Raw genomic sequence first — 21,334 nt, 5'->3', positions numbered from 1 at the left:
AAAAACATAAAAAAACCGCTGCCTAGGCAACGGTTTTTTTTAGTCAATTGAAACGAGAATTACTTCTTAGTTTCAGCAGCCTTACGCTCTTTAACTTGAGCAACAACTTTCTCAGAAACGCTGTTTGGACATGGTGCGTAATGAGCAAATTCCATAGAGAATTGACCACGACCAGAAGTCATTGTCCGTAATGAACCAATATAACCGAACATTTCTGATAACGGTACGTCAGCTTTAATACGAACACCTGTAACACCAGCATTTTGATCTTTGATCATACCGCGACGACGGTTAAGGTCACCAATAACGTCACCAACGTTGTCCTCTGGGCTGAATACGTCAACATTCATGATAGGCTCAAGAAGTTGTGCACCCGCTTTAGGCATAGATTGACGGAATGCGCCTTTAGCGGCGATTTCAAACGCGATAGCTGACGAGTCAACTGCGTGGAAAGCACCATCTTGAAGTTCAAGTTCAACGTCTAACACAGGGAAACCAGCGATAGTACCTGTATTCATCATGCTTTTGAAACCTTTCTCAACAGCAGGCCAGAATTCTTTAGGTACGTTACCACCAACAACTTTAGAGGTGAACGTGAAGCCAGTGTTTTGCTCGCCAGGGCGAATAACGTAATCAATTTTACCAAACTGACCAGAACCACCAGACTGTTTCTTGTGCGTGTAGCTATCTTCGATTTCACGAGTAATAGTTTCACGGTAAGCAACTTGAGGCTCGCCTACAATTAGGTCTACACCGTAAGTACGTCTAAGAATATCAACCTTAATGTCTAAGTGAAGTTCACCCATACCTTTAAGGATAGTTTCACCAGAATCAATGTCAGTTTCAACACGGAAAGATGGATCTTCTGCAATCATTTTACCAATAGCGATACCCATTTTCTCAGAACCGCCTTTATCTTTTGGCGTTACAGAGATAGAAATAACAGGCTCAGGGAATACCATGGCTTCAAGCGTACAAGGGTGCTTAGGATCACATAACGTGTGACCCGTTTGTACGTTCTTCATACCAACAATAGCGATAATGTCACCCGCTTGAGCTGAATCTAATTCGTTACGCTCATCGGCTTGCATCTCAACCATACGGCCAACACGTTCTGTTTTACCAGTAAACGAGTTAAGGATGTTGTCACCCTTCTTGATTCGGCCAGAGTAGATACGTACGAAGGTTAATGCACCAAAACGGTCATCCATAATCTTGAACGCTAATGCTTTAAATGGCGCATCAACATCAACAATGGCGAACTCACCATTTTCGTTACCGTCTTCGTCAGTTAGAGGCTGTGGATCAACTTCAACTGGATCAGGAAGATAATCAATAACTGCATCTAATAATAACTGCATACCTTTGTTTTTGAATGCGCTACCACAGTATGTTGGGAACACAGACATTGTACGAGTACCCGCACGGATACAGCGCTTAACGTCTTCAATAGATGGTTGAACACCATCCATGTAAGCTTCTAATAGAGCATCATCCTGCTCAAGAGCTGTTTCGATTAACATTTCACGGTATTCTTCAACTAGGTCAACCATATCAGCTGGAACAGGTTGAATTTCGTAGTTTTCTGGTAAACCAGATTCATCCCAAACGTGAGCTTCACGAGTCAGTAGGTCAACAACACCAATGAATTCGTCTTCAATACCGATTGGTAAAACCATAACCAATGGGTTAGCCGCTAATACGTCTTTAGTTTGCTTAACAACACGTAAGAAGTCAGCACCCATACGGTCTAACTTGTTTACGAAGATGATACGCGCAACTTCAGAATCGTTAGCATAACGCCAGTTTGTTTCTGACTGAGGCTCAACACCGCCTGAACCACAGAATACACCGATACCGCCGTCAAGCACTTTTAGCGAACGATAAACTTCAACAGTGAAGTCAACGTGGCCTGGAGTGTCGATAACATTAAAACGGTGGTCTTTCCAGAAACAGCTTACTGCTGCTGACTGAATGGTGATACCGCGCTCAGCTTCCTGTTCCATGAAGTCTGTGGTTGATTCACCATCATGTACTTCACCGATCTTATGGATCTTACCGGTTAGCTTAAGGATACGCTCGGTGGTCGTGGTTTTACCCGCGTCAACGTGAGCGAAGATACCAATGTTTCTGTATTTGGATAATTCGGTCATGATTCAACTTTAATGATTAGTTTAAGAAGTAGACGGAGCATGCGAAAAAGGACCTACACACCGCACATCAGGTTATTAAGGCGCATATTGTAAATTGGAACCTTGCTGGGCGCAAATAGCTGGTGCAATATTTATTTGTTTTTAGCAAAAAAAAACTCAATAAATGCCAGTAATAAGATATAAAACAAACGATTAAAAAATAATAGTTTATTTTTTAATCGCCTCAGTAATTTCAACTAAAAATGTAAAATTGTAGCCTAAATGGGTAAATCGACATTTTTAGGCCAATATTATGCTGACAATGAACATACCACGACAACAAATAAGTATTTATTAACCCATAAAATGAGTTTCGCTAAGGCCACAAACATCAATCAATAGGGTATTTTTATCTAGGCACTACAATATTGATTACGTCCAGACTGCTTCGCTTTGAATAACGCCGCATCGGCTCGTTCAAAGCAAGCTTGGATCGGTTCATTATCACCCAGCAAGGCAATCCCGAAACTGCAGGTCACGTTAATATTGTTATAAAAATGAAAATAAGTAAGCTCATCGGTAATTCGTTGGCAAAGCTCTGCGGCATCGTGCAACTGTACATGCTGACAAACGACCACAAACTCTTCACCGCCCCACCTTGCCACAACATCAAGTTCTCTTACTGAAGCTTGTAGCACTTGTGCTACTTGAACCAAAATTTTGTCGCCGATAGCATGTCCATGCATGTCATTTATCGCTTTAAAAAAATCGATATCCATGATGATCAAACTGATATTGTTGTTCTGAGGTGTTTTTTCCTGAGGTTGCCTCGCATCCTCTAAAAAAGTTTGGTTAAAATATTGACGATTATACAATTTTGTCAGTGGATCATGTTGAGCCAAAAAATCGAGATCACTATTTTTTTCCTCAAGTTCTAATTGTAATTTTTGTAATTGCTTGTTGTTTACTTCTAAATGAACATTGTACTTGCTGACACACATGGTTCGGTAAAGTAGAAATAAAATAAACATCCCCAGAGCAGTCACCACTTGGATCACTAGGCTGTAATCAATGTCTTCAATAACAGTAATATTATGCCATTTCTTATAAATTGAAATATGCTCAGCTTGGGAAATTTTTGCCAGTCCAGCGTTAATTCGTGGCAGCAAATCTTGCTTTGCATGAGTAACGCCAATGCGTAACTCATCTTCAGGACCACCCCAGCCCGCTATTTTTAGCGAGGTTAACTCGTGTTGTTGAATATAGGCGTTAACAGAAAACATCGATCCTACAAAAACATCCGCCTCACCGTTAGCAACTCTCTCCAATCCTTGTCGCTCATTATCAGTCAATATGGTGTTGATAGTGGGGTAAAATCGTTGGATATATTCCACTAGACGATAATCTTTGGGTATAGCCAATAAGCGATCACCAATATTTTCAAATCCTTGTAAAAAAGGTTGGGATTTTAATGACACCAAGACATTTGGCGATTTAAAAAAAATATCGCTAAAAGAGAGATATGCGTCGCGTTTGGGTGTTTGATTTAAAATGGGGGTTAACTCGCATGCACCTTTTTTAAGTAATTCTAAACTCTGTCGCCAAGACGAGGTAGGCACTAACACAAAAGTGAAATCGGTATAATCTGTTAATAATGCTAAATAATCAGATGAAATACCAGTATGACGGCCATCGATAATGGCTTCATAAGGTAACCAATCTGGATCAACACAATAGCGGATGATATTACGGTTTTTTGAGTTGGTAAAAGACTGGCTCTCGGGCACCGAAGCACTGGCATGCTTAGTGTTAATCAAATTAATGAATATCAACAGCGTTACCAATAATACGCTAGAGAACTCAAGCCAGCTCAATCTTCTCAATAGTATGATCCAACAATTATGGCTCAACAATATAGTTGAACAGGAAAGTGAATATGCTATTTAGTGTAATACAACATACAAAAGTATGACAAAAAAATACCCGCTAAATAGCGGGTATTTTACTCAACAATCAATCGTACGTATTACGCTTCGATAGGCGATATCACAAACAGGAGATCACCTTGTGAAACTTGCTGGCCATTGCTATTCAGAATACGTTCAATGCGATACTTTTGATCTTCAGGATATAACACACCCGTTTGACGATTAAAGCCCGCTAGGGTCAATTGAGAGAACATTTTCATTGCTTCCATCAATGCCAATGTTTGCTCAACCGTGACAATGTCACCTTCTTTAACAAAGTCTGCTTCACCAGGTGCTGGGGAGGTATAGAAAATTCCCGCACCTTGTGCCAATACTTTCAATTCGTTGCTTTCGCCAACACGTAATGATTCAGAATCAACCTTAATCGCTTCTGCAGCCGCTTCCATTTCAGCAATCAGTGCTGGAATGTCCAACTCTGCCATTAAACGTGGCAAGTAGTTAGTGTCATACACCCCTTCATTGAAGGTGGGATCTTTAAGGATAAGCTTCAGCAATGGAATGTTAGTCGCAATCCCTTTAATCACTACGCTATCAAGATACGCATACATCTTAGCCACCACATCAGCACGGTCAGTACCTCGGATAATGATCTGTGCGATTAAGCTATCATAGTATGGCGATACTTCTTTGCCAGCTGCTGCAATCGAAATAATTTCAACATCATCACGCTCAGGCAATACACATTCAGTGATGTTACCTGGATTAGGAATAAGCTGAAGAATACCATGGCTATCGAGTGCCGCTTTTTCCGCCGTCACACGCACTTCCATAGCGTAACCTTGGTCAACTGGCTGTAGTTTTTCAATTGAACGACCCGCAGCAATATCAAACTGCGCGCTAACAATATCAATACCCGATGTCGCTTCCGTCACCGGATGCTCAACTTGAAGACGAGTATTCATCTCCATAAAGTACACTTCGTTTGCATCTAAGTTATAGATAAACTCAACAGTACCAGCGCCCATGTAATCGGTAGCATCACCTAACGCACGAGTGTATTCCATCACGCGTTGTTTCAGCTCCTCAGGCAACATGGTTGATCCTGATTCTTCAATCACTTTTTGGTTGTTACGTTGTACTGAACAGTCACGAATACCTAATACTTTGCTATTACCAAACTGATCACGCAGTAGCTGGACTTCAATGTGGCGCAATGAGGTAACATATTTTTCTAAATACAAGTCACCATTACCAAACGCAGCAGCGGCTTCCGTCGCGGTTTTCTGGAAGAAACCAATCATGTCCTCAGGACGTTTAACGACCTGAATACCTTTACCGCCTCCACCTTGGACCGCTTTTAACAGCACTGGATAACCAATTTCAGACGCTACGTTGACCGCTTGTTCTGCGTTACTCAAAATACCATGACTACCTGGCACAACGGGGACATTTTGCGCTTGCGAAGTATGAATAGCGTTAGACTTGTTACCCATAGTGGTCATTGAATGCACGCTAGGACCGACAAAGTTAACCCCATTGTTGACACATAACGCCGCAAACTGTGGACTTTCTGATAAGAAGCCAATACCTGGGTGCAACGCGTCAACATTTTCATACTCAGCAACTTTTAATACTGAGTAAGCATTTAAGTAACTTTCATCTGAGGTATTACCGCCAATACATACAAGCTTATCAGTGTCTTTAAGCATATCTGCTGGAACAGATGTCATGTCCGGATCTGAGGCCACCAACACCACATTAATGTTGTTGTCGTGTGCTTTACGGATTAATTTAACGGCCGTACAACCACGCGCATGCACCAGCACTTTATTAATAGGCTTCATCAATGCACGAGGATCGTCTTGTTCAATGACTTTTTCTAACTCAATCACTTCAGGCACTAAGGTAGACAATGCTTTGCTGATCACTTCGTCTATTTTCATCGTCGGTAATGGCATGAGTGGATCAATACCATACAACTGAGTGTCTAAGGTATCACTAAATGGATTATGGACTAACCCCGTCATTGCACCTGGCACTTTAGATAAATAGTTCGACAATGTTGCCGTTGATGGTAAGTACGCAGGTACCACCATTTGACCAGCAAACGGCATATTGGTACCAGATAAATAGTACGTCTGCACTAAAGGATGGGTGACAAAACTGGCTTGAGCACCACCTGTACAATCACCAAAACCAAACATCAATACCGGTAATTCGTTATCACGAATAAAGCGCGTAATACGGTCATTCACTACCGCCATAGAGAACAATGCCGCAGCACCTTCTTTCGTTTGCATGCCACCAGAGCTGATAAAACAAATGACCGGTAATTTACGTTTCGCACATTCAATTAATAGTGAACTGAATTTTTCAGCACTGGCCATATCAAATGCACCCGCTTGGAATGCCGTATTTGAAACCGCAACACCTACACGTAACTTACTGCCGTTATTTTTAAAATCAGCCAGACCGGTAATTAAACCACAAGGGCGGATCTTTCTATCAATAGCATCTTCAATCGATAACCGGAAACCGGGGAAATTAAGCAAGTTAGCTGACATTTTATCGGCATCAATTTCATCAAACTGAGTAAAGAACTGTTTGATAATATTTTCCCAGCCCATCTTGCCTTGCTTTTTCTCTTCACGAAGTACTTTTTGGATAAGTAAGTCTTGGTAACCCATGGTTAAACGGTTCCAAAAATCCTTACGACGACCAATACGTACAGGGTTAATCGTCCCCGTGTATTTATCGTGCTCGTCTTCACTATCAAAGTACTCTGGTAATAAGCGCTCGAAGAAATAAGTTAAGATAACGAAAAGCGAATCGTTTAGTTGTGGGAAACCGACACTCTTCCATTGCTCTACACGCGTTAACAATTCAGCACGATTCGATTGATCCATAAAGTATTTTAACCACTTATAGAACTTGCTCTTGTCGTTAGCGTTATCACTATTAGATAATGCATTATCAATCGATTTGTGGAGTAACTTGTCCACTGATTCACGAGACAAACTTTTTGACATCATGGCTTCTTTGGAAATTGACGCCAAACTGCCGACCACATTGTCATAAAGTGCATTGAAGATAAGCACGTTATGACACTGCCAAATAAAGTCTTCACGTAATTCGTCATTAACGACAATGTCCAGCACAGTAAGCTGACTAAGTTCAGGCCATGGAGCTTGTGTTGTAGACTTAGGCAATGACTCTAAATGCTTAATTAAACCGTTGAAATTGTTAGCAGCGTTACTTTTCCAACGATGGTATAACGACCAACCAATATTAAATAACAGTGCTTTACGTGCTTTTTTGTAGTTCTCTTTTGGTTCACCCAAAATAAAACGTGTAATCACGTTACGTTCGGCAGAAATATCTTTACGTTTAGCGCTAAACGTACCCCATAGTTTATTCAGTTCTTCATCGTAAACTAACTTGTCAGGGTTGGTTAACCACGCTTGGAACACGCGTTCCTGTTCTTGCTTAATACGCGCTAACAAATCACCTTCTGGCACGCTCACTTTTGACAAGCGACCATACTGTTCTTGTGAGATTGAATGAATACGGCTACGTAACGTCAAATAACGCAGATATCGATATGCACTACCAAAAATATTGTGGTACATAGTCGGGTTATTGGCGACAGACAAGCGGGTATTATTTTCAAGCGTAAGTAAATTAGCCGACGGTGCTAAGAAACGCTGTAAACTGCGACCATAATGTTCTTTTAAATCAGCAGACTCGCGTACAAAATCCATCGCAGCACGTTCAACGGCTTCAATAGCACTGATAATCGCGCGACGGAAATTATGCTGACGCTCATCTTTATCTGATGGCGTAAAATCGATAATACCGTCAATACAGCCCGCGGTATAAAGCTCTTCTGGCGATACCCCGACAGACTTAGCACATTCTTGCCATGACAAGTTGTACTTACGCGCAATGCTTTGTAAGCCTTGCGGCTGGATAGTATTAAAAATACCGTCGCGTACAGATAATAAAATATTGGCTGCAGCTAATGGAATCGCACCACCTGAATAGCCCGCTCCAATCACAATACCGACTGTCGGTACACCAACGTTAGCACTTTCAGCGATGGCTTTCGAAATGGTATGAGCTTGATTTTGGCTGTTAGCAACTTCACCAGCATCGGCACCAGGAGTATCAATTAAATATACTATTGGCATCGACAATTCTGCAAAATGACGGATCGCCTTACATGCTGCAAGATGATGTTCTGGCATCCACGCACCGTTTGCGGTCGTGCGCTCTTGGGCAATAAAACCGATACGACGAGTACGAGTGCCAAAGTTTAATTCCACTTCAGCACGATAAAACGGTCCAATATGACTTTCAGCAATAATCTTGCCTTTTAAGTCCGCGATCATACGCTTCGCGCCAGGGCGGTTTTTATCCAAAGTGGGTTGAATAACTTTATTGACATAACCATCAACATCTAAAGATGCCAAACTTTTTAAGTTTGATTGAATTGCATCTTCAGTTAATAATCCTTTTACTTCTTGAGATACACTCTGCTTGTTATGAGCAGGAAATAATGAAAAATCTTTAGCCAAGTGTTCTGCTTGTAAGAAAAGTGGGTCAGCCGATAGTGCTTGAGTCTTGTTAGCGGGCTGCTTTTTGCTGGTCATCCTTAGATCCTCTGCTTATATAGCCTCTGAAAATTTTTTTTAGCTCGTAAATATAACTTTGTTAATGGGTAAATTACCATATAAACTAGCTTGGACGCTTTGTTCCATAATTGAGACAGTGAGGTTTGAATGCCCGATTTGAACGGTATGATGCTGTTTGCAGCCGTTGTTAGAGCAAAAGGATTCTCTCAAGCAGCCCGAGAGATCGGACAACCTAAATCAACCATTAGTCGAAAAGTTGCTCAATTAGAAGAACAACTCGGAGTGCGACTACTCCAAAGAGACACCCGAAATTTAAGTCTGACCCAAGTTGGCGCGTTATTTTTTCAACACTGTGATTCCATTAGCAATGAAATTGAAGCCGCCAAAGCCACTATTGAAAACACCCATAATGATATTTCTGGATCGTTACGGATAGCAATTCCGGTGTCATTTTCACAAGATGTCATTGGCCATTTATGCTCAAGTTTTATGCGTCTTTACCCCAATATAGAACTGGATATTCAATTTACTGACAGTGATGTCGGTCTTGTGGGTGAAGGTTACGATATTGCCATTAAATATGGTCCATTACAGTCGTCAGATCTTGTTGCTCGATTGTTATTTGAACGCCAACCTATTCTGGTCGCTAGCCCTGGTTATATAAAAGAATTCAGTAGCCCTGCTACACCGCAAGAGTTAACCCAGCACAACGGTATTTTACTTGGCACCACCTTATCGGCCCCCATTTGGCCATTAGGAAAAGGCAATCGTAAAATAATGGCGACCTTTAAACGAAAAGTACGAGTCAACAGCGCCAGTATGGTAAAACGCTTAGCGTTGGATAATTATGGCATTGCCATGCTATCTAACACGAGCTGCAAGCAAGAACTCGCAACGGGGAGCTTAGTGCCTATTTTACAAGAATGGCCAATGGAAACCTTTAAAGTTTATGGGGTTTATTCAAGTCGGCGCCAATTAGCCAGCAACATTAGTGCTTTTTTAGACTTTTTCACCAAACGTTATACCAGCCAAGAATCATTGCATTCAATGATGAGTTAAGGGTATACACTAAGCCATTTCAGCATACTCGTTTCAGCGCTCCCGTAGGATAACTGAACCAGGCCGTGATATAAGATAATGGTGACACCTTACCGAGAACGTCGCTTCGCGACTTATAGGTTCTAGGAACTCGCAAGCTCGCCAGAGGGCGGTGCTTCGCTCCTTCTAGGTGCTAGGTTTTAGGTCCTAGGATCTAGCAGCAGGCCCCCTATTGTTAGAGCCTAGCAGACCTAAGGTCGCTCTAGCAGCCGTAGGAGCCCTATTCCTAGCACCTTGAACGCTGCCACTTCTGGACATGCTCAATCCTGCATTTCGAAATCGTTTGGGTATATCACCTCAAACGGCTTAAAATAGGCCGCTTGAGGTGATACCGATTGACTGATAAAGAATGCCAATTCCTTTTACTAAATTAAAAACGATAAGGCAATCGCACGCTAATTTGATAATCTGGGGAGTCTTCAGTTAACCCGGAGCCTATTGAGGTCACCATGGATAAATTAGGTGACAAGGCTAAGGTAGCGCCAATACCCAAATTCGCGGTATTGGTGTCAGTTCGAGGAATTTCCCGCCACTCTCCACCTTCTGGTCTTTGTTTAGCTTTACTGTAAAACCGTTGATTAAAGCTCATACTCAAACTCATTCGCTCGGAAACAGCACAAGCTAATCCCACGCTGTAATCAAGATAATTAACCTCACGGTAAAGTTTAACGGCCAAACAAATTATCAACATAAATCCACCACTCAAAAATGAACTACACGTGTACAAGTATTCAAAGTGCTATTAAATAGCCGAAACAACTGTGTTATAACTGTCACTTAGAATAACCGTTACCTAGCCTAGCGGGCAGTAACATCGTTAAACATAACCCCAATATGGATATCTAGGGCCCTAAAGGAACCATCATGATTAAACACAGCGCTTTTATAATGTTAAGTTCATTGGTATTAGCCACGCTATCGAATGCAGTTAATGCAGGACAACTCCAAAAAAACATTGAAGAGATGCGTGTATCAAAGGCTGGGCAAACAATGCCGCAGGTGGTTAATCGTTATCAAGCTATCAGTGATACTTTAGAGGTCAAGTTAGCCCAATCCAATGATGAGTTAGCCGTTACCGAAATGGCGGCGCATCAAGGACACAGGTTATGGCAGCAAGCCGTACGCGATGTACAATCGGGGCACAGTGACGATCGCTCGTTGTACTGGAGCCGTCTAAGTATGCGTAACGTTCTAAAGCAAGAAAGAGTCGGATTTAATGTTGCCGACTGGCAACGTGATATTTTGGTCAAAGCGGTTGAGAAATCGTCTCGCGGTTTTAGCGATATTGAATTTTTACCCGATACCCAAATTAATATTTTAGTGACCGGTTTCGATCCCTTTTTTCTTGATAGAAATATTGGCCAAAGTAATCCATCAGGCTTAGCGGCTTTAGCATTTGATGGCTATCGTTTTGAGATTAATGGTAAAAAAGCACAGATAGAAACCGTGATGATCCCTGTGAGATTTAGCGATTTCGACAATGGTATTATCGAATCGTTACTCACGCCCTTTTATCGTGAAAACAGTGTCGACATGGTCTTTACCATTAGCATGGGCCGGGAAAATTTCGATATCGAACGTTTTCCTGGACGTAACCGCAGTGCAGAGGCACCAGACAATTTAAATGTATTAACCGGCGCCAGTCACAGCAATCCTAAAGCGCCGTTATTTAACGGTGGCACTTCTTCCGATGGAAAATTAAATGGCCCTGAGTTTGTGCAATTTTCTCTGCCCGTTGAAGCAATGGCAGCGGTTAAAGGTCATTGGAGCGTCAATGACAATCATCAAATTAACACCTTATCTAGGGGGCAATTTAAGGCATCATCACTGGCTGAATTACAAAATGAAATTTCAGTTGAAGGTTCTGGTGGGGGCTATTTATCTAATGAAATTTCCTATCGCAGTATTTTACTTCGAGACCAATTTAACTTGAACTTACCCGTAGGACACATTCATACTCCACGTATTAAAGGCTACGACTCACAAGTAGAGTCAGACATCGTCGAGCAAATTCGTGCCATGATAGCCGCAGCGGCGAGCACTCTGTAATGTCAAAAGACTAATATAAAATGTCTATGCTTTGCTTGCTTGAGTCTCTCATTGAATATTCGTGTAGGTAAGTGAAGCATTTCATCATGTTTAAAAATATCTTCAATCTCACCCAGCGCGCGCACCAAGCGCTAACGCAAGACATCCATACAAAGGGGTCTTCGTTATCAGTAGGGCCTCGAACCCACCAATCGCCAAACACTGCCGTTAGCGATCCGTTACAACAGCAGATATTGGCCAAAGTCGAAGCAGACTACCAATTAGCAGAGCAATATTTCAAACGTCAATTTCCTCGTCCGAGCGTACATTTTAGCTTACGCGGAAAAAGCGCGGGGACGGCGCATTTACAAACCAATAAACTGCGCTTCAATCCTGTTTTACTAACTGAAAATCCAAATATTTTTATTAACGAAGTGGTACCACATGAAATTAGCCATTTGGTGTGTTTCCATCTATTTGGTAAAGTAAAACCTCACGGTAAAGAATGGCAAAGCGTCATGATGACAACATTTAGTATTACGCCAAAGACCACTCACCAACTCAATATCCAGTCCGTCAGTGGTCAACAATTTGAATATTTTTGCGGTTGTGGCAGTGTGCAATTAACCATAAGACGTCACAACAGAATTGTGCGAGGCCAGACTCAATATCGCTGTCGCCGTTGCCAACAAACATTAACCCCTTTTAGCACCTAACATTATCAATTGCGTCATCGCATGCGATGGATTAACATCAGCCAAAATGACAGGCTAAGCCTGCACTGTAATGATGTTTTTTGTTAATTTTAGGGTTTATTTTGCGCTTATCATCCACACTCTCTTGGTTCTTTTGGGTGTCGCTTCTGTGCGGCATTTTTTCATCCACACTTATCGCGGCAGAACATTCCAGCAGTTTCGGTCAAGCCAAAAAAATGGCTAAAAAGATTTACCAACAACACTTACCACTCAGCACCTTCTATTGCGGCTGCGATATCGCCATCGCAGGAAAATTATGGCAAGCGGATCATGCTAGCTGTGGTTATAAAGTTAGAAAACAAATCATTAGAGCCAACCGTATCGAATGGGAGCATGTGGTTCCCGCATGGGAATTTGGTCATCAACTGCAATGCTGGCAAGACGGTGGTCGAAAAAACTGCAATAAAAATAATGCTGCATTTAAAAAAATGGCAGCCGATTTACACAATCTTGTTCCTGCTGTAGGTGAGGTGAACGGTGATCGCAGCAATTTTCGTTTTAGTGATTGGGGCGGAAAAGCGGATCAATACGGGCAGTGTAAAATGATTATCGACTTTAAAGGCCGCAAAGCACAACCCCCCAAACAAGCAAGAGGGCCTATCGCTCGAACTTACCTTTATATGCAACAAACCTATGGTCTGCAAATCAGTAATAGCCAACAAAAGTTGTTTAACGCATGGAACAAAATGCAACCAATCAGCGCCACGGAATGCCAACGTGATACCTTAATCGCTGCTAACCAAGGTAATCATAATGATTTTGTATTCAAACAATGCCAAAATAACGGCTTAGTTCGTTAATTGACGATCAAGCTCCCCCTTGAACAATTGGTTAAATAAGGTCAACACTGATGAGAGTCCCACGCATTTTTCAGCCCCTAGACAATTTACAACAAGGGCAAACGCTTCAATTAGATGAGGATGGTGTCGCCCATATCGGCCGAGTATTGCGAATGGGTATGGGGGACCACATCAGCTTGTTTAACGGTGATGGTAATGATTACTTAGCTGAAATTATTGAAATAAGTAAAAAATCCATCACTGTCAACGTCTTAAGTTGTCAAGCTAACAACAACGAATCAACATTAGACTTGCACTTAGGTCAGGTAATTTCTCGTGGTGACCGAATGGAATTTACGATCCAAAAATCGGTTGAGCTAGGCGTAACAAGGATTACACCCTTATTTTCAGATCGTTGTGGTGTCAAACTTAATGGTGATCGCTTAGAGAAAAAACAACAACAATGGCAAAAAATTGTCGTCAGTGCTTGTGAACAATCTGGCCGCAGTATCGTACCGGTTGTTCGCCCTGCAATGACATTGGCGCAATGGTGTGAAGAATCTACCGAAGCCTTAAAACTGAATTTACACCCAAGAGCTTCACACGGCATTAATGGCTTACAGTTAACCGATCAACACCACAAAGTAAGATTATTAATTGGCCCAGAAGGCGGCTTATCTGACGAAGAAATTGCCATGACCGAAACTGAGCATTTTACCGATATTTTATTGGGGCCAAGAGTGCTGCGTACAGAAACCGCATCATTGACTGCTATTACTGCATTACAAGTTAAATTTGGCGATATTGGTTAACCCAAACCGATATCATCTTGGATATTATTAAGGATAAACACATGATTAAGCTCGGCATTGTTATGGACCCTATTAGCGACATTAACATCAAAAAAGATACCAGCTTCGCGATGTTATTAGCCGCACAGGCACGTGGCTACCAATTGTTTTATATGGAAATGCATGATCTTGCGATGGTCAACGGCAAAGCCATGGCCAACATGCGTGAATTATCGGTAAAGCAAGATGCTAACCAATGGTTTACATTAGGCGAGTCAATTGATACCCCGTTGGCAGATCTTGATGTGATCTTAATGCGCAAAGATCCACCATTTGATACCGAATTCATCTACGCCACTTATATGCTGGAACGGGCGGAAGAAGAAGGCGTATTAATCGTTAACAAGCCTCAAAGCTTACGTGATGCCAATGAAAAACTGTTTACAGCATGGTTTTCTGAGTTTACGCCAGACACTCTTGTGACCCGTGATGCTAAACGTATTCGAGCGTTCCACCAATTGAAGCAAGATATTATTTTAAAACCATTAGATGGCATGGGCGGCACGTCTATTTTTAGAGTGAAAAAAGATGACCCTAACGTCGGGGTCATTATCGAAACGCTCACCAGTTATGGCCAGCAGTTCGCAATGGCTCAAGCCTTTATCCCTGAGATAACTCAAGGTGACAAGCGTATTTTAGTGGTTGACGGTGAACCGGTTCCATACGCATTAGCGCGTATCCCGATGAAAGGTGAAACCCGTGGCAACCTAGCGGCTGGCGGCAGTGGAGTAGCCCAGCCATTATCAGAAAGTGATTGGAAAATAGCCCGCGCCATTGGTCCAGAATTGAAAAAACGAGGCCTTATTTTTGTTGGTTTAGACATCATTGGTGATAAGTTAACTGAAATCAATGTCACCAGCCCAACCTGCATTAGAGAAATTGAAGCCGCATATGACGTTGACATTACCGGCATGCTTATGGATGCCATCGAAGCCCGTATCAATCAGCAGAAATAGGATTAATCATGCATTTTCTATCTACCTACCAACGAATAATTAGCAGATTATTATTGGTCTCTAGCTTGGTCGTAACGGGTGCAATGGCTGATGAAGTCGTTATTTCGCCTATTGAGGCCAACACAACCAGTAATAATGTGCCGACTGTCGGTCCTTCAAGACCGACAAATATTGTTATTATGATTGGCGATGGTATGGGACCTGCTTACACCACGGCCTATCGTTACTATAAAGATAACCCTGAGACAGAAGAGATTGAACAAACGGTTTTTGATCGCTTACTCGTTGGTATGGCAAGCACTTACCCTGCTTCTGTCAGTGGTTATGTAACCGACTCGGCGGCATCGGCAACCGCATTATCTACTGGGGTCAAAAGTTATAATGGTGCTATTGCCGTTGATACCGAAAAACGCCCACTGACAACCTTAATGGAAAGAGCAAAAGCATTAGGCTTGTCAACTGGCGTAGCGGTTACCTCCCAAGTAAACCATGCTACACCTGCGGCATTTCTTGCTCACAATGAAAGTCGTAGTAATTATATTGATATCGCACAGGCTTATTTAACCACCGATGCTGATGTCATCCTTGGCGGTGGCCAGCAATATTTCACCCCAACATTGCTTGAGCAGTTCACCGCTAAAGGTTACCAACACATTAGTGAACTCTCCCAACTTGAGTCGGTTCATCACCCGAAAGTATTAGGGCTATTTGCCGATGTACAGTTACCTTGGGGGATTAATGATAAAAAAGCGCATAAACTCAGTCATATGACGCAAAAGGCACTCGATTTACTGTCGCAAAATAAGCAAGGTTTTGTGTTATTAGTAGAAGGCAGCTTAATTGATTGGGCGGGTCACAGTAACGATATTGCTACCGCGATGGGTGAAATGGATGAGTTTGCAGCCGCAATTGAAGTGGTTGAACAATTTGTTCGTCAAAGTAAAGACACCCTGATGGTTGTGACAGCCGATCATAATACCGGTGGGTTGTCAGTGGGCGCACACGACAAATACGAATGGCATCCTGAAGTACTGCATAAGGTTCAAGCTAGCCCAGATGTGATTGCCACGCGTGCTATTGCCGCAGAGGATTGGCAGACCATAACCGCAACACTATTGGGGTTTACCCCAAGCGAAGTAGAATACAGTCAATTGCAAACTGCACGTATGCAAGGTAATGAGCCACTTGCTATTGCACTGCGAAAATTAATTGATATTCAATCTAATACCGGTTGGACAAGTGGCGGCCATACCGCCATGGATGTTCAGGTATTCGCAGCGGGCCCCGGCGCCAGATTGTTTAGTGGCCATCAAGACAATGTTGATATAGCCAATAAAATGTTTAGCTTATTACCACAATCGGTACAAACGCCTTAATTGCTGCCTAACACAATCCCCGCTATCAAAGTGGGGATTGTGTTAATATCAGCAGGTATTTTATCACTAGCATTATGAGCAACCGACGTGTTAACAAATCCTTCTCAAGCCTTAATTAGAAACAGCAAATATTTTCATAAACATAATGTGTTAGTGCTCAACTATGAAGCTGATACTTTTGCGCATCAATGTCTTGAGTTTGCAGAGAATGTCACTGCCCTAGCGCTGGATTTTAATCATCACCTAACATTGTCATCCTATGCTAATAATAAATTGCAGTGCTATTTTGGCCATCAGCTGCCTGACTCATTAGTTGATACAAAATTTGACACGGTTATTATTTACTTTGCAAAAGCTAAACCGTTAATGGGTTACTTACTGCAACTTGCGGCGCAGCATTTACGTATCGACGGCCAATTAATGATTGTGGGTGAGAATAAAGGTGGGATTAAATCAATTGATAAACTCACGCCTGATTATTACTCCCCCCCCATCAAACAAGATAATGCCCGTCATTGTTTAGTGTATGTCAGTTATTTAACTCAAGTAGCACCCAGGCTATCAATCAGTGATTGGGTAAGCCAATATTCATTAGATACACCACAAGGTAAACTGCAAATTTGCAATGTGGTAGGGGTCTTCAGTGAAAAGCGTCTCGATCAGGGCACCGAACTATTACTGTTGCATTTACCAAACAACTTACACGGCAGAGTCCTCGATTTTGGTTGTGGTGCAGGGGTCATTACGGCGGCATTGCTAAAAGCCAATCCAAAGCTAGCCATGGAATGTATTGATATCAATGCGATGGCATTGCTGTCATGTGAATTAACCCTTGCAGCCAATAATATGCACGCAAAAATCTATCCTTCTGACGGATTTAATCAAATTACCGGTAAATTTGATGGCATTATTTCCAACCCACCGTTTCATGATGGGTTAACCAGCACCACCGACATTGCGACCCAGTTTGTTAAATCCAGCGCAATCAGTTTGGCGCCTAAAGGCGTCTGGCAAATTGTTGCTAATCGCCACCTGCCCTATGCTGATACCATTGCGACTCATTTTGGTAAAGTGAATGTGTTGGCTGAAAACAATAAGTACAAATTATATCTCCATCAACGTTAATCCCAAGATCGAACCTCCCGTGACACAGCTTCAGTTATGGACAACAAAGCGAGCTTACTGCTGGAAATGGAGATTAAAATCGGCTAAATTTACTGCAAGGTAAAATAGTAAACATTTTTGAATTTATGTCGTTACTATTTTATTTCCAGTATTGATCTGATATAAAAATAACAACAAAGGATGCTATGTTAGAGCCTTCACTAATCGCACTAAGCGCAGATAAAAGTAAAGCCGAATTACGCATAATTCCCAATACTCATGGTCCCGTGCTAGAAGAGGATATCAACGCCTTACTAACACAGGCAACTTTTGCAATGTTGTTTCCCATTGCCCCTGCCATTAATAAAGCGGTCACTGAAGTCAATGCGCTTTGCGGCCAAAATCTAGGGGATCACGAACTGTTTTTTGCGATAGCTGAACGTAAAGATGGTGCAGTGGACATCAATATCAATGACGATAAAATGCAAGCTAGTATGAAAATCACCTCAGCTTGGGGCGGTAAAGACATCACCCTATCAGACGTACTTAATACCCTCAAAAATCAAAAAATTAAAATGGGCTTAAGTAAACCTAACATTATGGGGTTAATGCAACGCTTATCGATTTTACCACCAGGGGAATGCTGTGAGGGCGTTATCGCCTGCGGTAAAGCGGCAGTGAATGGCGAAAATGCCACATTAACCCGTAAGGTAGCTCTGGCGCGAGAACGTTTATTACAACCTCAAGAACGTGAAGACGGCTCGGTCGATATGCGTAATTTAGGCGCATTAATTACCGTTAAGCCCACCGATATATTAATGATTAAGACCCCAGCAACCACTGGTAGCCCAGGATTCAATATCCATGGTGATGTACTGCAACAAATCACAGGTCAAGACAAACCCATGGAGCCCGGTACAGGCACCGGCTTACACCCTAAGGATCCAAACAAACTCATCGCCACAGTTCCAGGCCAACCGGTTGAAAACCGTCAAGGCATGCAAGTCGACGATATACTGCAAATTAAAGATGTTGATGTTCGCTTTGGCCATGTGAATTTTAAAGGTAGTATTTTAATTACCGGCGATGTGCATGAAGGGATGGAAGTCAAAGCCAGTGGTGATGTTACCGTCATGGGGTTTGTTGACTCAGCCACCATTGAAGCGCAAGGTGACGTTATTGTCAGCAAAGGCATCATTGGTCGGTTAATTAAAGACCAAGAGCTCAGTACCAAGATTACCGCCACCGGCCAAATTTGTGCCCAATTTGTACAATATTCTCATCTAGAAGCACAGGGCAATATTTTAGTCACTAAACAGTTGTTACACAGTCATTCAACGTCAGGAGGCTGCATTACCGTCAGTGATGCTCAATCACGACGCGGTGACTTAGTCGGCGGTAAAGCCACCGCGGCAAAGGGGATTAGGGCTATTGTGCTTGGCGCTAAAGCCAGTACCAAAACCGAACTATTTTGTGCTATGCATCAAGGTGAACTAAAGCTACAACTCAAAGAACTGGATGCCGGCATCAAAGGCATGGTTGTCGCCGGATTAGAACTCGAGGCCAGACTGCGTAAATTGCCCCCCAAAGCTGAATGGCAAAGTGATGCGGGTATGGTAGAGCAAGTCAAAATGATGCTTGACCAAAAGAAGCAGATGACCGAGGAGCAAACAAAGGAAGAAGTAGAATATAATCAAAATCTTATTGAAGTAGAAAATTACTATAATAATTACTTTATCAAAGCAGAAAAATACATTTTTAATAACGTGGAAATTCATATTGGCAATGCGTTTAATCGCACCCAACGCGAACATGCCTCATGTGTTGTTAAAAATGTGAATCAAGAAATTTCATACGATTACAGCAACCGTTAGCAGATTAAACCAACCCACATTGATTTACAGGTAACTATGCAACACATACATTGGCCCGCCATACTGCAATTTGATCAAGATGATGAATTAATGTATCTGGCAAACCACCAAGACTGGTTAAGCTTTATTTGCGCCAATCAATTTACCGTCTGCTTGCACGATAAACTGATCGACACCGCAGGTTGCATTTACCACATTGAAACCGCTGAACAAGTCGACGTTGCCAACAATAATGTGGCACAACTCCCCTACTTGGTGAAACAAGACCAGCAAATGAACGTACTGCAAATGTTGCCTCTTGTCCGTCAATTTGGCCAGTTTCAAGGCCATTGTTGCAGTGCAAAGATAATCTTTACGACCGTTGAACAAGGTATCGCCACCGTTGCCGAATTAGAACAGCTTTATTAAAAGCGTGACTTCCGCTTTAGATAACAGCCCATATCACAGCGTTTTTACTGTTATCAACCTTAACCTTACCGACGTAATGCTTAGCTTAATCACTCAGTCATAAACCTAAGATTAAAATTAAGATTAACGAATATAATTGTCGAACCCATTGAGCTAGTGACATCGCTCTGGCAAAATGCCCGATGCTCAACGTCCATAACCCCAGAGAATCCTTAATGGAATTATTAAATATTGAATGTCTAGGTAAACGTCTGCGATTAGAAGGCTCGATTGCGGGTTGGCAGCAACTTTATTGGGACAATCAACTGGTATCGCAAAAGTCTGCGAGTGCTTCCGACCAAGCCTTTCATATCCATTCATTTGAACTGACAACGCACACATCCGTCCCGACTGAAACCAATACTAACGATGACGAAACCGTTAAGCCAAGTATTGGTTCACTTCCAGTACGATTAGAAATCGATGTTAACTGGCAGCCATTCCAGCTTGATTACTGCTTATTAATTGATGATGAAACCATCACCCAAGGGCAAAGAACCGTTGAAGAGATTGAACGTCAAACCCCTGAAGTCGCCGCGGTAAAAACTCAAAAAATCAGTGTTGTTGGACTTGCATCATTAGGTTTTAAACTGTTAAAAAGTGCCAAAGTGGTTAAAGTCCTTTTTGCTGGAGCTAGTGTTGCAGCCTATTCTTGGCTATTTTCATTTCAATTTGCCTTAGCACTCATCGGTTGCTTAATGTTCCATGAATACGGTCATATTCGAGCAATGAAGCATTTCGGTATGAAAACAAAAGGTATCTATTTAATCCCTTTTGTTGGTGGCTTAGCGTTAAGTGATGAGCGGATCAACACCCGTTGGCAAGACGTGTATATTTCAATTATGGGCCCCACTTTTGGGCTGATTTTATCAATTATTTGTGTCGGACTTTATTGGATAACAGGTAACATATTCTTTGCTGGGTTAGCGGCATTCAATGCCCTGCTAAATCTATTTAATTTACTGCCCATTTTACCGCTTGATGGCGGCCATATTCTGAAAAGTATTAGCTTCTCCATGAACAGCTTAATTGGCCTGGTCGCCTGTGCCGCGGGTGCCGCTATAGGGGTCTTTATCAGCTATAGCTTAGGCTTAGCGCTTCTCGGCTTTTTGCTGCTTATTGGCAGTATCGAAATCATTGTCGAATGGCGTGGACGCCACCAAAGCCATTTATTACCCTTAGATCGTTACGGACAAATTTTCTCTACCGTATGGTATTTGCTCACAGTGGCAAGCTTAGTAGGTATTATTTGGTACTTTGCCGCTTCAGGCGACGAGATGTTGGCCATTCCACTGCAGATTTTAGGCAGCTAATTAACCGCCCATATAATGAGTTCCTATTACAACGTTTCTATTTCAGAGAACTCAAAACG

The 21,334-nt window shown here is 42.2% G+C and carries 15 protein-coding genes; 11 read left to right on the top strand and 4 right to left on the bottom strand.

Annotation, left to right across the window (positions count from 1 at the left end; all coding sequences use genetic code 11):
- Positions 1–59 precede the first annotated feature (59 nt).
- The 3 genes from fusA to AAEZ00_RS03570 form a co-directional block, all read right to left on the bottom strand.
- Positions 60–2,153, bottom strand: coding sequence for an elongation factor G (gene fusA, locus AAEZ00_RS03580; RefSeq protein WP_101032891.1), 2,094 nt, complete (start codon positions 2,151–2,153; stop codon positions 60–62).
- Positions 2,154–2,545: 392 nt separating this feature from the next.
- Complete coding sequence (locus AAEZ00_RS03575) at positions 2,546–4,015, bottom strand: diguanylate cyclase (RefSeq protein WP_124014219.1); 1,470 nt, start codon at positions 4,013–4,015, stop codon at positions 2,546–2,548.
- A gap of 143 nt (positions 4,016–4,158) precedes the next feature.
- Positions 4,159–8,712, bottom strand: coding sequence for an ATP-binding protein (locus AAEZ00_RS03570; RefSeq protein WP_124014218.1), 4,554 nt, complete (start codon positions 8,710–8,712; stop codon positions 4,159–4,161).
- Between the two features lie 129 nt (positions 8,713–8,841).
- Between AAEZ00_RS03570 and AAEZ00_RS03565 the strand changes: the two genes are divergently transcribed.
- Positions 8,842–9,753: a LysR family transcriptional regulator gene (locus tag AAEZ00_RS03565; protein ID WP_351075582.1), complete on the top strand. Its 912-nt coding sequence runs from the start codon at positions 8,842–8,844 to the stop codon at positions 9,751–9,753.
- Between the two features lie 409 nt (positions 9,754–10,162).
- On the opposite strand, the gene AAEZ00_RS03560 is transcribed toward AAEZ00_RS03565, so the two are convergent.
- A complete protein-coding gene (locus tag AAEZ00_RS03560; protein WP_351075585.1) occupies positions 10,163–10,483 on the bottom strand; it encodes a hypothetical protein in 321 nt (106 codons plus the stop codon).
- Between the two features lie 173 nt (positions 10,484–10,656).
- Here AAEZ00_RS03560 and AAEZ00_RS03555 point away from each other — a divergent pair, with 173 nt between their 5' ends.
- From AAEZ00_RS03555 to AAEZ00_RS03510, 10 genes are all read left to right on the top strand, one after another.
- Positions 10,657–11,841, top strand: a complete 1,185-nt coding sequence (locus AAEZ00_RS03555; protein ID WP_124014213.1) for a PA0049 C-terminal domain-containing protein — start codon at positions 10,657–10,659, stop codon at positions 11,839–11,841.
- Positions 11,842–11,927: 86 nt separating this feature from the next.
- The gene (locus tag AAEZ00_RS03550) at positions 11,928–12,536 is read left to right on the top strand and encodes a SprT family zinc-dependent metalloprotease (protein ID WP_101032899.1); all 609 of its coding nucleotides are present in this window, start codon (positions 11,928–11,930) and stop codon (positions 12,534–12,536) included.
- Positions 12,537–12,673: 137 nt separating this feature from the next.
- On the top strand, positions 12,674–13,375 hold the full coding sequence (locus AAEZ00_RS03545) for an endonuclease (RefSeq protein WP_232772211.1): 702 nt from the start codon (positions 12,674–12,676) through the stop codon (positions 13,373–13,375).
- 50 nt (positions 13,376–13,425) lie between these two features.
- Complete coding sequence (gene rsmE, locus AAEZ00_RS03540; RefSeq protein ID WP_101032900.1) at positions 13,426–14,166, top strand: 16S rRNA (uracil(1498)-N(3))-methyltransferase; 741 nt, start codon at positions 13,426–13,428, stop codon at positions 14,164–14,166.
- Between the two features lie 41 nt (positions 14,167–14,207).
- Positions 14,208–15,161, top strand: a complete 954-nt coding sequence (gene gshB, locus AAEZ00_RS03535; protein ID WP_124014148.1) for a glutathione synthase — start codon at positions 14,208–14,210, stop codon at positions 15,159–15,161.
- A gap of 83 nt (positions 15,162–15,244) precedes the next feature.
- A complete protein-coding gene (locus AAEZ00_RS03530; RefSeq protein ID WP_372491495.1) occupies positions 15,245–16,537 on the top strand; it encodes an alkaline phosphatase in 1,293 nt (430 codons plus the stop codon).
- A gap of 87 nt (positions 16,538–16,624) precedes the next feature.
- The gene (locus AAEZ00_RS03525) at positions 16,625–17,662 is read left to right on the top strand and encodes a methyltransferase (protein ID WP_124014146.1); all 1,038 of its coding nucleotides are present in this window, start codon (positions 16,625–16,627) and stop codon (positions 17,660–17,662) included.
- A gap of 185 nt (positions 17,663–17,847) precedes the next feature.
- Positions 17,848–19,515, top strand: a complete 1,668-nt coding sequence (locus AAEZ00_RS03520; RefSeq protein WP_124014145.1) for a flagellar assembly protein A — start codon at positions 17,848–17,850, stop codon at positions 19,513–19,515.
- A 36-nt stretch (positions 19,516–19,551) separates the two neighbouring features.
- Positions 19,552–19,923 carry a DUF4144 family protein gene (locus AAEZ00_RS03515; protein WP_124014144.1) on the top strand — a complete coding sequence of 124 codons (372 nt, stop codon included), beginning with the start codon at positions 19,552–19,554 and terminating at the stop codon, positions 19,921–19,923.
- 215 nt (positions 19,924–20,138) lie between these two features.
- Positions 20,139–21,275 carry a site-2 protease family protein gene (locus AAEZ00_RS03510; RefSeq protein WP_101032906.1) on the top strand — a complete coding sequence of 379 codons (1,137 nt, stop codon included), beginning with the start codon at positions 20,139–20,141 and terminating at the stop codon, positions 21,273–21,275.
- Positions 21,276–21,334 lie beyond the last annotated feature (59 nt).

Source organism: Shewanella sp. S1-49-MNA-CIBAN-0167 (assembly GCF_040310145.1).
Lineage (GTDB): Bacteria > Pseudomonadota > Gammaproteobacteria > Enterobacterales > Shewanellaceae > Shewanella > Shewanella psychromarinicola.
The sequence above is the reverse complement of the archived record's forward strand: the minus strand, read 5'-3'. Positions and strand labels throughout refer to the sequence as shown.